Below are 13649 nucleotides of genomic sequence, written 5' to 3' on the forward strand. Positions count from 1 at the left end.
TAAGGAACATAACTGAACTCCATATTTTTTATTTACACACTTGCTGGGACAGTCCCCATACTTCTCTAATAAAAGGATTAAATGCATCGACTTCATGCCATAACAGCAATATGGAAACAAAAGCCCCTACCAAAGAAGTTGCCAAAAATATCAGACTTTCCCAAGGAATATTCTCACTCAAAAATATTTTTGAGCATATTGGAAACATTACAGTCATAGAAACTAATAAAAGAGGCAATTTTGAAATCCAATAAGAAGTTCTCTCATTTTCTAAGTGTTTTCTATAATCAATTTCGTCTCTTTTATTAGATTCATCCAACAGTAAAATAATACCTTTGTCGATATTCTCAAAGCCCGTCGAAGAGAGATATTTAAAATGATTATCACTGGGATCAAGATATTTTATATTATCACCATTTACATCTTTGACTAAAACAAAACCTGCTTGACTCCAACCTTCTTCCTGAATACAACAAATAAAAGGCAATTCAAAATCAGAATACTGATAATCTCCTTTTTTTACGGCTACTGTTTCCACGCCATATTCGCTCAATATGTCTGTTACAGCCAAAAGTGAACCCGGATCTAAATGATTATCAATTATTTTTTTTATAAATGTTTTGGTAAACCTTACGTCAAAAATATCCAGTACAGATCTGCAAACTTTTAAAATATTTCCCTCATAAGAAGGATGTATAGATTTGAATAGATTCATAATATATGAGAAATTGGTTGTTTAACATAATTTACATTGGTTCTTTTATTTTCCCTTATTTAGGAATGTCTATCCAATGTAGATAAAAATTTCTTTTACTTTTACTTTTTTTTCAAAAACAAACGTTTGTTCTTTCTACGAAAACCTTTTCGCTACAGAAATTTATCTCGAGAACGATATGCTCAATTAAAAATAAAATTAACCATCGATGGATTTTTTAAAATATTTTGGTATTTTTTTTCTAAAAATCATTTACCCTATCTCCCCTTGGAAATGATTTTTCATTCAATATCTATCAGAAAATTATCAAAATAGTTTTAATAGCCAATTAGGTTGCTCCTCTCATTTCCAAAACGAGGTAAATCAGATAAATAAATATTGCCAAAGTAATTTATCTTCGTTGATATCACAAATCCGATCACTTCATTTTTCACCAAAAGAAAAACTAATAATTTCTAATCCTCTGGATTGACAAAGATCATAACATTTTAACAGAATGAATCATATAGTTTAGAAGTCGATCAGGTTGACAATCAGGTGCACATTTATTTAGATGAGCTTAATATTTCTCCAGCGGGCTATGAGAATAGCAAGTTAGAGTCCAAGGGCTTTATGCCTTCCACCGAGATTTCCGATTTTCCTATTAGAGGTCAGAAAGTTACGCTACACATCCGCCGCCGTCGCTGGACACTATTAGATACGGGACAGATTATCACAAGAGATTGGAACCTGGTACGTGAGGGTACTCGAATGACTACTGAATTCGGGCTTTTTTTAAAGAAGATATTTGGATAACTATCCTGTAAGTGCCCAATTGGTAGGATTATTCTTCCAGATGGACGGCAAGCAACTGCAGGATAAATACAGGAACCTATGAGAAGGCTTCTCATTTATTTAAACCCATAACAGGACGATCACTAGAGCAAGCGACAGCAACCCTATATCGACAAGAGAAAACTTAAATCGGTAACCCTCCCTCAATACAGCACCTTTTATTCTCGACGATAGAAACATAGTTGGATTAATACTTATACTGTATTTTAGGATACCGAAAAGGCCAAATTCAAAGCAGTCATAAGTTTTGCCTGCTTTGATCATTTTAAAAACTTTATAAATAATAATTGTCCCACAGATGAGATCAATCCTAACTCCGGTTGTAAAAGCGGCAGCAATAATTGTTATTGTTTTATAATGAGTTTTTAATAATAGAATTACACACAAATTTTATTTTAACCTATCCATTTCTGTTTGTAAATACACTATTTTCCCCGATTCCGTTACCCCTTCTATTGTAAGAGTTGTATTTTTAAGCTCGCTCTTATTTAAGGGAATCGTGAAATGAGGATTTAAAACTGACAACAGAGCCAAAGGGTGCCAATAGATTGTCTCCTCTTTGAGACTGATACTTTTTGCCAATGGTTCGGTATAGCCCATCACCTTCGTCGTGAAGATTTTAGCCAAAGAGCTACGCTTATACTGATTTCCTTTTTTCGTGTATACCGCTAAGGCTGCGCCGCCGGAAGGATTTAATATTGAAGGGGGCTGAAAAAATTTTATATAAGAAAGATCATCGGCAAATAGATATTCTAATTCAGAAAATTTACTTGGTGTTTCGTTAATAAAAAGGCGAATATTGCCTCCACGGTTCATTCTTCCCGAACCGATATTAACATGGGGCAGCTTCGAGGAAAGATAAGACCTCGCATCTGAAGACACGGAAATGAGCGGATCATTGGCAGCATCAAAAGCATAAGCATTGACTGATTTGAACGGGCCAGAAATACCATGTTCCTTTTCTAACAAAGCAATTCGTTGGGTGTTTACATCTCGTTTGACAACTACAGTTTGAAACCTTCTCATCTTTTGATAAGAACGTCGTTCTATTACTGATCTCTCATTACCATTTACGATTGATAATAATCTGCTTTCTTGATTTTCGAAAGTTGCCCAAGACGGACGGTATATTGTTTTATGTCTTTCAATAGGATAAAAACTACAAATAGCATCAAACGGATAGTACTGTAAAGAAGGCTCTATCTGTTTGATTCGCACTTCGATACTGTCAAAAAAAGTTAAATTTGGTATCTCGAAGGTATTGGCTGCGTTTAGCGTATATTCCGAAAATTGCATCAAAGTATCTGCTAGCGGACGAAATCCCACAGAGAGTCCCCTCAAGCCACGTTTCTTTTTGGTGATAAGGTTAGCAAGTGCTTTCTCGTATTGCCTGCTTACTTTCTCTGAAAAGTTTAGTTTCCCTTTCAGATAAAGAACACTGTCCCGTAATTGAGGAATCTCAGTCTGGTTATTCCATTGCCATACCTGTTTGTTATTGACATGGTATAGGTCGGGATAGCTTTTGTCTGCCGTATTATTCAACAACAGTTCTCCATACATGCTTTTTGAATTTCCAATTATAGTATTCTTCTTGGTAATTGCGATGGATAGGTTCGCCAGCTCGCCATTCGGTAGGCTGACAGTAGGTTCTCCAGTTCAGTTGAACCCTATCTTCGGCGTAATCATTTGTGAACTATCAATTAGGAGCTTGGCGTAATGGCATAATATCCTATTCTTTTCATTGATTAGACGAAATTGCAAAACGCCACTGTCAATCCCGTAACTCGGAAGCTTAAAAGTCATCTCTGCCCTACTTTTAAGATCTATTTGATTTGAAAAAACCTCTACATGCTGAAAAATACATTCCAGCATTAAATTCTGTATGTCATATGAAACCAGTGATCTCAGCGAGATTTTAATCGTATCCGTTTGAAAATTAACATTCATTTCCACATGACTTGTATCTGCCGAACTGGGTGTTAGCGAATTTTTAAAAACTTTATCCTGTGGAAAATTTTCTGTCTCTAGACTGTCCTGAAACACAACAAGACTCTTGTAATATCCAAAGTGCCTATGGCTTACCATATTTCGGGTAAAAGCATTAAGTTCCAACATCGGATATCTGTAATTTATTGGAATTACAAACTGTCCTGGGGTAACACCCCCACCAACCAAAAAAACATCATTCCGAATAATAGTGTCACGATCTGCCCAATCCACAAATAGATTGACTGCTGATCTGTCTAAATGGCCATCCTTCAATACATATCCCTTAAACCAAACGGTATCACCCGGCGAATAGGCTGTTCGGTCTGTATGGACATAAATTCCATTGATACCTTGTCCAAAAGTAGGTCCACATAAAAATAAAATAGCCAAATAGATAATGAAAACTTTCATCAATTAATTTTTATCTCCTTTAGAATATGATTTTATAAATAAAAACGTACTGTCTCTTTTTTAACGATTCGAAATATTTAACTTTTCCTGCATAAAAATAAGTTTCCCTGTAGTTGTAACGCCTTGTATAGTAATCCATCCATCTTGAATATCCAATTTGTCGAGTCCAATTCGAATCGTGTCGTTTTTCGCCGATAAGAAGAGCAATGGCATCCAGAGAAGCGTTGGAGTCAATAAATTATTATTTTTATAAAAAGGTAGCGGATTAACATAACCTTTCACATATGTTTCTGAAATCTCACCATCGGGGGTACGAGTTCTTGGATTTCCTTTCTTGCTATACACGGCAATGGCAGCTCCTCCCTTTGGATCTCCTACAAAAGGAGGATAAAAATATTTAACATATGAAATATCTGATGTCGGAATCAATGCCAAATCCATCAAATTGGTACATGGACTTCCATTGAGAAAAAAAGATATTCCTCCTCCGCGATTATTTTTAACCTGTGGCCTCAGTGGATCGGTAGTATTGATCCTTAATGATGGAAGTTGGTTTTGGAGATAAGTAAAAATATTTATTTCAGATTCTGCACGGGGATCATCTTCGACAGCTATGCTCATGGCATTAATTCCCGAAAAAATACCGCTAATAGCATGTTCTTTTTCCAATTTCGTTATACGTTGATCTCTAATTTGCCGCTTTATTTGTACTTCCTCTAACCGAATTTCTTTCGTGTTTTTCAAATAGGTTCCGTACCATTGTACCCACTCCTCATTTTTAAAAAACTTTTCCGTTTTCCACTTTTTCCATGATGGAGTATATAGTTGTGCGTTAAGTTTCATGGGATTAAAAGTATAAGTCACCTGAAATGGAATTGATCTCAATGTTGGCTCAATCTGTGTAATCCGAACCTTAAGAGAATCGAAAAAAGTCAATTGAGGGACTTCAAATTGAAAAGCTGTATCCAGAGAAAGTGTTTCATAACGAAACTGTATGTCCTTTGATTCTTTATATCCAAAAGAAATCCCTCTTACATTTTTATTTTTTACTTTTAGCTTATGGTATTCTTCCTGAAAACGAGCAAGTTGCTTGTTGCTGAAAAGCAGTTTGCCCCTGAGATATAAAAGTTTGTCGTTATCTGGCGTAAACGCCAGGTAATCGTTATATGAAGGACTTTTTTCTTGTAACATTCCGATTAGACTTTTAGAAGAAGCTTTTAAGATATCTATCGTAGGGAATGGAGCATTCCAATTGTTACCCAACAATAAATCAGCGACTATATGATGTACACTATCAATTGGGGCTATCTTATGGGTAACGGATAGCGATATATTACCAAATATTCCATCGGGTAGCTTGACTAAAAGGGAATCACCGCTAGTGGCCAGTTGTGGTTTAACGACGTTGTCTATTCCAATTGGGATATTCTGAAAATCTAATATTGATCCTGTATGATCTTTTATCTGTAACTTCAAAAGTCCATATCCCCATCCTTTTGTCATTACCTCAATAGGCTTCACCATATTATCTTTTCGGAGGGCTATCTCTCGATTCAAAACTTCTTTATGGTGAAATATACCAATCAGGTAAACGGATCTATTTTTTATTGTCACAGGATTTATCTGTATAACTGTTGTGTCAGCAACGGTTTTAATCGTAAACATAGAACTATTTCTTTCTCGTCCTCCTTGCGTGCTCGGCGAATAAATTGGCAAGGTTGTTTCTACCAGATCTTCTTCTGATTTGGCAACCTCCTGTCTGCCTTCCGGAGATATGATTCCAATAGATTTATAATATCCTTCGGTCCTATTTTCTTCCATTTTAGAAGAGATTGCATTTAATTGAAGTTCCTCCTGATTGTAGTTGTCCGGGATTTTGAATTGTCCTACGGAAAACCCATCTCCAGCTAAGTACACATCATGTTGAATTATATTTTTTGTTTGATCTCCCCAATCGATATAGAGATTACGAATCGAGCTATCTAACTTTCCACCCCTCATTATATACCCTTTAAACCAGACTGTATCACCGGGGAAATACGCTGCTCGGTCTGTATGTAGGTAGATTTGTGAAACAGATTGTTGGCCAAAAGTCCGGCTGACAGCCCCCCCGATCAAAAGAATAATAATAATAATAATAATAAGTATATTATAGATATAACGAAAAAATTTATTAAGCTTCAAAACCGTAAAATAATAAGAACTTTCATCAATTAATTTAGGGTATCCTTCAATGGCAAGAAGTGAGGGATATTCCACATGAGATTCCAAAAAAATTTACCCAATTTGTTCCGCGTATATTTTATATTATAGTGATTTAATAATTCAGAACAACTTTCAAGGAGACCATTAGACAATCTATTCTTCAAAAAAAAACGGAATACTTATCATAATTTATATTGGTTCTTTTATTTTCCTCTATTTAGGAATGTCTATCGAATGTAAATAAAAGTTTCTTTTACTTTTACTTCTTTTTCACAAACAAACGTTTGTTCTTTCTACGAAAACCTTTTCGAGACGAAAATATTTTTTGCATAAGACAGTTCGTCACCCCTAGAAATGATGATCCTTTGCAGCCTAAGTTCTACACCTAAAAAATTTCATTTACATCGTATGATGTACGCTATTTTTTATTAAGTTCGACTTGACGAAATATTCTCCAACAATTATGTAGCTATCATTCTGAGTAATATGTGAGACCGAGGTTTGGATTGACGATCTCGGCATACATGTCGTTGAAGTACATGGTACACTATCGAGTCGATGTAACCAGGTACTTGCTAAACTTAAATCTTAACATGTTAGACTTTTTTACCATCGATGATAATCAACCAAAACCAGACTTCCCCGAAAAGGCAGGGCTGAATTTCGCTGGACAACTTGATGAAAAAACTTTCTTTAGCCTTCAGCAAAAAGGAATAATCGCCAAAGAATTTGACTATTATACAGATTTCAGGCTGGATACTGCTCTGATTAAACAAATGCAGCAAATTATATTGAGCAAGGGACTGCACATGGATACTGACGTAAAAAGCTTAACCCAAATTCTTGACATTGCAAATACCAACCGAAGTGGTTTAATTGCATATAGTGATTAAATATGTCTTTTTAGGAAGCAGACTGGGTTTCGCTAAAACTGATCCCCTAAGCTTCCTATAAAGTTTATAAACTCAATTTTAGGTTCAAGGGCAGTTTTTATCCCTTTGCTCCTGAAATAAAAGAAAGCTGGATAGTTTGCATATACCTGCAACAAGAATAGCCAATCCGTATAAACTCTTCGCTGCAATACGAAAAAATGAGACTAACCATCGGGATTTTGATACGATTTGATCAAATACAAACCTGTTATTTCATTAATTTCACCCATTCATTATAACATTTATAAACCATTAGCAAGTCCATAGACATCTTCGAATTACGATCAGAATCCATGAACAATAAAAACCTTTCGACAAAGCCACATTATCCCATTTTAGACGGACTAAGAGGAGTCGCAGCAATTATCGTTGTCACCTTTCATCTCACGGAGCCATTGGGGACAGGGCATCTCGATATCTTGGTCAACCATGGCTATTTGGCAGTTGATTTTTTCTTTCTTTTATCTGGATTTGTAATCGGTTATGCCTATGATGATCGCTGGCCTAAAATGACGATCGGCACCTTCTTTAAGCGCCGTATTGAAAGACTTCAGCCTATGGTTATACTGGGCATGACGCTTGGCGCAATTGGCTTTTACTTTACCGATTCCACAATCTGGCCACTTATTCACACCGTTCCGCTCTGGAAAATGCTTCTGGTCATGCTCATCGGTTATACGATTCTCCCCGTTCCCCTTTCATTGGATATTCGTGGCTGGCAGGAAATGCACCCACTCAATAGTGTCGGCTGGTCTTTATTTTTTGAATACCTTGCTAATATTCTCTATGCCATTGGTATTCGAAAACTATCCAAAACAGCATTAAGCATTTTGGTCTTTATAGCGGCTGTGGCGCTCGCCCATTTGGCAATCACAAGTCCCAATGGAGATGTTAGCGGAGGCTGGACATTAAATACTGAGCAAGTGCGGATAGGAATCACCCGTACGATGTATCCTTTCTTTGCAGGGCTCCTCCTGTCGAGAATAACAAGTCCAAGCCGTATCCGGCATGCATTTTTGTACTGTAGTATTTTAATCGCTATTGTGTTATATATGCCTCGTATAGGTGGGGCAGAAAAACTCTGGATGAATGGAATATATGAGTCGGTATGCATTATCATTGTATTCCCCCTGATTGTTTACCTGGGGACAGGCAACATATCAACCAGCAAAATGGAGAATAAGCTCTGCAAATTTCTGGGTGACATCTCCTACCCGTTGTACCTCGTACACTACCCTTTTGTCTATTTTTATGTTGCCTGGATTAGCAACAATAAGGATGTGACGATTGTACAGGCCTTACCTTACGCCATACTGATTCTGGTAACAAGTATTGCACTTGCCTATGTCAGCTTGAAATGGTATGATGAACCTGTCCGCAAATGGCTCAGAAAAAAAATGGGTTAAGAAAGCTTATCAAACCCTTTAACTTTCCAGGATCCATTGAATAGCCTTTTGTTCATGTAATAACAGTACATCAAATTCTTCAGAACTAACAGTCGACTTTGCTGCTAGAAATATGACATTGGGATAGCCAATCAGTTTTTCGTGTAATAATCTCGCTCTCTTCATATGAAAATCAGATGTAATCACAATGAAAAGATCGGGAGAAATCTGTTTGATGATCTCCTTTGATAGCATGAAATCTTCATATGTATTTGTGGATAGTACACACGGAAGTAAATCTTTCTCAGCGACACCTCTTTCCATCAAATAGGCTTTGGCATAAGCTCCATGTGGTTTTTCTGTCCGATTGAAATGTTCACCTATGCCCCCCGTACATAAAATTGCAGTGCCTTCATTGTGGCAATAGAAATTATAGGCACAATCATTTCGATTTAATGCCATAACGCTAAGATTCCCTTGCTCATCATTGGGTGCACCCAGTAGTAATATCAGGTTTTTAATTTTTTCCATCCGATTTAATGCTTCAAACACTCAAATGTAATAAGACCGCTAGGAAAACCAGCAACGAACTTAATTTTTATCAAGCTATTTATTGATTCATAATGAAGTGGATTGATACTAAAAAAACAAAATGTTACAAAACATTTTTCAGAGTTGATTAATCAATCGATTGACTAAACTAATTCTGATAAAAGTTTATTTTCTTACACACCTATAAAAGGCGTATGATTTATATTTATTGCCACACAATATAAACCATTATGAGAAAACTTTTAAATTTAATGCTTATGGCCCTCGCCATTGGAGCAGCCTCCTGTAGCAAGACAGTGGTAGACACCGAAGAATTTGCCGGAAATCTCAAAGCGAAAGCATCTACTGGCACGGTAACGAACGAATGGAACAGTAACCCTTATAAACTGAACGTCATCTATTTCGTTCCAAATGATGTAGACTCTATTCCCAATTTCAGAAAACGGCTTAGCAAGATCCTGCTGGATGCACAAAATATGTTTGCCAACAATATGGATCGTGAAGGCTTTGGGCGAAGATCTTTTGGACTGGATCTCCTCAACGACAGCCTAATTAACATCCATTACATCGCTGGAAAATATGGCAAAGCTACTTACCCCTATTCAGGAGGTAGCGGAGCTGTAAAAACTGAAGTAGACAGCTATTTTGGTCAAAATCCTTCCGCGAAAAAAAGTGAGCATAATCTAATCATTATTCCAACTTATAATACCGATCCAGCAAATCCGGGAGGACCTCCATTCTATGGTACAGGTACGAGTTGTTACGCCTTGGATTATGTAAATCTGGACGCTAAGAACCTTGGAATAGGCGGTGATATTGGCTGGAAGGCGACCGTATGGATCGGCGGAATGATTCATGAACTGGGCCATGGCTTAAATGCAAGTCATAATAGAATGAACAAAACATTAGCTCCTACCTTAGGCACTGCATTAATGGGTTCAGGAAACTCAACTTACGGAATCTCCACCACCTCATTAACAAGTACCACTGCAGCAACATTCAACAATAGCCAGGTATTCAGCCCTGTGGCAAGAAGTGACTGGTATGCATCTGCATCTGCAGAAATCACTTCATTGTCCTCGAGCTTTGTAAATAACAAGATAATTGTTTCTGGAAAGTTTACTACAACAAAACCAGTGAATGACATTGTTGTTTGGCACGATAGAGAACCTTTCGGTGTAAATAACGATTATGATGCGGTACAGTGGGCTACAAAAATAATCGGTCAGGATAGTTTTCGATTTGAATGTCCATTAGCAGATTTCTATGATCTTACGGGCAATTACGAAATGCGGATCGGGTTTCTGCATGTCAACGGGAGCCGCACAACTTTAGGCTACGCCTATAATTTTGTTAACAATATACCCGATCTATCCAAAGTTGTTACTTATAAATTATTATCGACCACAGGCTGGTCAATTATCGCCAGTGATAGTAACGAACCCGGTTCACCGGCAAGCAATGTCCTGGATATGAACAGAAGTACGGTTTGGCATACACCTTGGTCTTCTACCCAAACCCCACAGCCACATTTCTTCTCCGTCAATATGGGAGCAATACGTACAGTGAAAGGAGTTGCTTTCCGTAACCGCGACAATTTAAATGGAGCAATGAAGGATATCAATATTTATTCAAGTACTAATGGCATAATTTGGACGTTGATTAAAACAGCTCAATTGAGTAAAGTTTCTGGATCCTGGATCAATGTTGATCTTAACACATCAATTAATACGCAGTATCTTAAAATAGAATCTACTAGTTCCTGGGGCGATTTCTTTTATTCTCATCTTGCTGATTTTGGGGCTTATTAAAAGCTAGATAGGCCTCTTTCAAAAAAGAAAATAGTCCTCGAATAATTAAATATGCGGTCGGTATAGTGAAATACCGGCCGTTTTTAGCTTTGATCACGGCGTACTGATAGACATTCACAAATAATTTGTTATTTTTAATTGATGATATGTACTTGCATCTGTTGGGGATCTCCCGTTAAGCAAAGCAAAAACACCAATCACAGATAACAATTTTATGACTAAACAAGAGCTGATCAAAACCTTTGCTGACAATCATTGTACTGCTATTTCTTATATCCGGTCATTACCTGAATCACATTTTTCCTTTAGCTACAAGGAAAAATGGACTGCTGGTCAGCAGCTAAAACATATTCTCTTAACGCTTTTACCCTTTCCAAAGGTCCTGCAATCAAAAGATTTCATAGCCCAAAAATTCGGCACGATGGAGCGCGCGCCCTGGGATTACGATGCAGGCGCCAAAACAATTTCTGCCTGAAGAGATTGCAACCGAACAAAAAGAGCTCCTGATAGCGCGAATAGAAGAAACTTTAGAAACAATTAGTCAGCTTATTGCCTTATATAAGGAAGAGGAACTTGATCGTCTGGCTCTACCCCATCCTCTACTGGGAAAGCTCAGCATACGCGAGCTATTTTATCTGATGAGCTACCATCCAATACATCACCTTAATCAGATCAAAGAGAATCTAATGGTACTAAATAAATGATATTATCTTTTACCTGTAATCTACGGGTCGAAATAAGCTTAATCAAGTATAGTCTATTGTCTTGTATGAACCATATCGTATAAATCAAATCCTTCAGCCCAGTAATCTTTGTGAATTTCCCTCAATATAAATCCGTTTTTCTTGTAGAATCCAAATGTAAATTGGGAGGTTCCAACTTCTATCGTTTCGACGCTGCTATGACTGTAGAGAAAATCAATCCGGTAATGCAATAAGGCTTTGCCAAAACCAAATCCGTGATATTTTGGATTCAGAAAACTCCAACTCAGAAATCCTGTACGTTCATCATCCGAAAAACCTATCCCGCCACCACCGATAATTTGTCCATTAACAAGTGCTACAAAATATCTTTCTACCTCCTGATCAAGATATTCCTGAAAGTCTGCGACCTCATTCGGCGCAAAGTACTTCGGTACATTCATGCGGAGAATATCAATCAGCTTATTTCTATCCTGAACATCATATTCTCTAATTTCCAAATACTTATCCATAAGTAATACGGTTACAAATTTAATTAAATTAAAGTCTATAACGCAATGAAATGGCCCGCCATATATCATTTGCAAAATCTTGGTCTTCATCAATACGATCAAAGGACCATTTGCCATTTTTCTTGACAATGTTCTGAATGACACCATCCAACAGTATTTCTACTTCCTCCTGTTCTTTCGTCACATCTCTTTTTAGTAACCTGACTTGATAATCCTGCCCTTTATAGGTAATGCGAAAAGTCTGTCCTTTGAAAGGATCATAAATCTTAAAACCAATTGTATCTTCCATATCTATGTCCCTTAAATTTAGCTAAAAGATAATTTGGAATGAAACTAAAAAGCACAAAAAATCATTGGCTATTGGCTTGATTTTTGAGTAATTTTAGCGCAGCACTGCAGTAAGCAGGTCATCATTAGATATCCAATATGCAAAAACCACAAAAGGATGTTCCGATTTTTTTTGAAGCATTAAATCAGATGCCGATTGCAACGGCCATTTATGATAATTCAAACCTCAACATCGCATTTGCCAATTCGCGGATGTTAAGCATGTGGCGTACTGAAAATGAGATCTTCGGGCACTCTTTCGCGGAGGTATTTCCCATATTTACGCAAGAAGGATTTACAGATATACTGCGTAATGTTTGGGAGAGCGGTGTTGCCTATAAGGCCTTTGATACGCCAGCGACAATCACCGACCGTGAGTTTAAAATTAAACGATATTTTGATTTTGAATATAAACCACTGTTTGATAAGCGTGGCCGGACATATTCTATCCTGCATACAGCTACAGATGTTACCCACAAAATACACGCAGAAAAACCAAAGGATCAAGAAAATACCACGATTAATCCCGCAACAAACCTGCGGATGATTTCTTATACTCTTTCTCACGATGTCAAGAATCCATTAGCTCTCGCTAAATTAGGTATCGGTGTGCTGAAAGAACATTTAGACATGCAATCCAATCGACGGATAGAACTGTACGATGTGATCGACCAGTCGCTTGAAAACGTTGCAGATATTATTGATAAAACGGTGGAACTGAGTCTTGCTCCGGTTAATAGTTTAAAAAAACAAAACATCCGTTTAGATCTCACACTTCCCAATTGGTGTCGAGAGGCTAAATTATTATATCATAGTCCCCATACGGAACTGATCTTCGGTGATCTTTTTTCAGTAAACAGTGATCAGAATGGGATTTACCAGATCTTTACCAATCTGATTAATAATGCTATTAAATACTCTTCGGCCAATAAAAATGCGCAGGTACACATTTACAGTGAGAAAGTAACCAATGGCGTGTTATATATCATCAGAGATAATGGCATTGGCATCCCGCAACACGAACTCGAAGATATCCGTATGGAAAGACTTCGCGGTTCCAACTCTAAGGACTTTCAGGGAAAAGGCATTGGACTGTTTATCGTCCAGGAACTTCTGGAAAGACTGAAAGCGCAGATGGCAATCTTTAGCCAGGAAAATCGGGGGACCGAAATACGCTTGTTTTTCCCGAATTAAGTGTGCATCCCCAATTCAATTGATCTCGCTTTAATTACCGACGCTGTCTACGATATATTCTATTCGAGAAAAATCGTTGTT

At 37.2% G+C, this 13649-nt stretch carries 13 protein-coding genes and 1 pseudogene; 7 read left to right on the plus strand and 7 right to left on the minus strand.

Annotated features, from left to right (window positions below; translation table 11 throughout):
* Positions 1-28: 28 nt before the first annotated feature.
* Positions 29-715: a cysteine peptidase family C39 domain-containing protein gene (locus B3C94_RS22495; protein WP_293908016.1), complete on the minus strand. Its 687-nt coding sequence runs from the start codon at positions 713-715 to the stop codon at positions 29-31.
* A gap of 525 nt (positions 716-1240) precedes the next feature.
* Between B3C94_RS22495 and B3C94_RS23595 the strand changes: the two are divergent.
* Positions 1241-1510 (plus strand): annotated as a pseudogene (locus B3C94_RS23595) (ISAon1 family transposase N-terminal region protein); the annotation flags it as partial.
* 429 nt (positions 1511-1939) lie between these two features.
* Here B3C94_RS23595 and B3C94_RS22500 read toward each other — a convergent pair.
* The 3 genes from B3C94_RS22500 to B3C94_RS22510 form a co-directional block, all read right to left on the minus strand.
* Positions 1940-3109 carry a hypothetical protein gene (locus B3C94_RS22500; protein ID WP_293908017.1) on the minus strand — a complete coding sequence of 390 codons (1170 nt, stop codon included), beginning with the start codon at positions 3107-3109 and terminating at the stop codon, positions 1940-1942.
* A 96-nt stretch (positions 3110-3205) separates the two neighbouring features.
* Positions 3206-3949 carry a hypothetical protein gene (locus tag B3C94_RS22505; protein WP_293908018.1) on the minus strand — a complete coding sequence of 248 codons (744 nt, stop codon included), beginning with the start codon at positions 3947-3949 and terminating at the stop codon, positions 3206-3208.
* A 60-nt stretch (positions 3950-4009) separates the two neighbouring features.
* Positions 4010-6220 carry a hypothetical protein gene (locus B3C94_RS22510; protein WP_293908019.1) on the minus strand — a complete coding sequence of 737 codons (2211 nt, stop codon included), beginning with the start codon at positions 6218-6220 and terminating at the stop codon, positions 4010-4012.
* 527 nt (positions 6221-6747) lie between these two features.
* Here B3C94_RS22510 and B3C94_RS22515 point away from each other — a divergent pair.
* A complete protein-coding gene (locus tag B3C94_RS22515; protein ID WP_293908020.1) occupies positions 6748-7047 on the plus strand; it encodes a hypothetical protein in 300 nt (99 codons plus the stop codon).
* 332 nt (positions 7048-7379) lie between these two features.
* On the plus strand, positions 7380-8492 hold the full coding sequence (locus tag B3C94_RS22520; protein WP_293908021.1) for an acyltransferase family protein: 1113 nt from the start codon (positions 7380-7382) through the stop codon (positions 8490-8492).
* Between the two features lie 18 nt (positions 8493-8510).
* Here the strand turns inward: B3C94_RS22520 and B3C94_RS22525 are convergent, their stop codons facing one another.
* A complete protein-coding gene (locus B3C94_RS22525; protein WP_293908022.1) occupies positions 8511-9002 on the minus strand; it encodes a YdcF family protein in 492 nt (163 codons plus the stop codon).
* 251 nt (positions 9003-9253) lie between these two features.
* Between B3C94_RS22525 and B3C94_RS22530 the strand changes: the two genes are divergently transcribed.
* From B3C94_RS22530 to B3C94_RS22540, 3 genes are all read left to right on the plus strand, one after another.
* Complete coding sequence (locus B3C94_RS22530) at positions 9254-10834, plus strand: discoidin domain-containing protein (protein ID WP_293908023.1); 1581 nt, start codon at positions 9254-9256, stop codon at positions 10832-10834.
* Between the two features lie 214 nt (positions 10835-11048).
* On the plus strand, positions 11049-11309 hold the full coding sequence (locus B3C94_RS22535; protein WP_293908024.1) for a hypothetical protein: 261 nt from the start codon (positions 11049-11051) through the stop codon (positions 11307-11309).
* Complete coding sequence (locus tag B3C94_RS22540; RefSeq protein ID WP_293908025.1) at positions 11281-11538, plus strand: DinB family protein; 258 nt, start codon at positions 11281-11283, stop codon at positions 11536-11538. Before B3C94_RS22535 ends, B3C94_RS22540 begins: the two co-directional genes overlap by 29 nt.
* A 53-nt stretch (positions 11539-11591) precedes the next feature.
* Here the strand turns inward: B3C94_RS22540 and B3C94_RS22545 are convergent, their stop codons facing one another.
* Positions 11592-12047, minus strand: coding sequence for a GNAT family N-acetyltransferase (locus B3C94_RS22545; protein WP_293908026.1), 456 nt, complete (start codon positions 12045-12047; stop codon positions 11592-11594).
* Between the two features lie 28 nt (positions 12048-12075).
* Positions 12076-12336 carry a hypothetical protein gene (locus B3C94_RS22550; protein WP_293908027.1) on the minus strand — a complete coding sequence of 87 codons (261 nt, stop codon included), beginning with the start codon at positions 12334-12336 and terminating at the stop codon, positions 12076-12078.
* A 137-nt stretch (positions 12337-12473) separates the two neighbouring features.
* Between B3C94_RS22550 and B3C94_RS22555 the strand changes: the two genes are divergently transcribed.
* A complete protein-coding gene (locus tag B3C94_RS22555; RefSeq protein WP_293908028.1) occupies positions 12474-13568 on the plus strand; it encodes a PAS domain-containing sensor histidine kinase in 1095 nt (364 codons plus the stop codon).
* The last annotated feature ends 81 nt before the right edge of the window (positions 13569-13649 follow it).

Origin of the sequence: Sphingobacterium sp. UBA5670 (assembly GCF_002420705.1) — a bacterium.
Classification (GTDB): domain Bacteria; phylum Bacteroidota; class Bacteroidia; order Sphingobacteriales; family Sphingobacteriaceae; genus Sphingobacterium.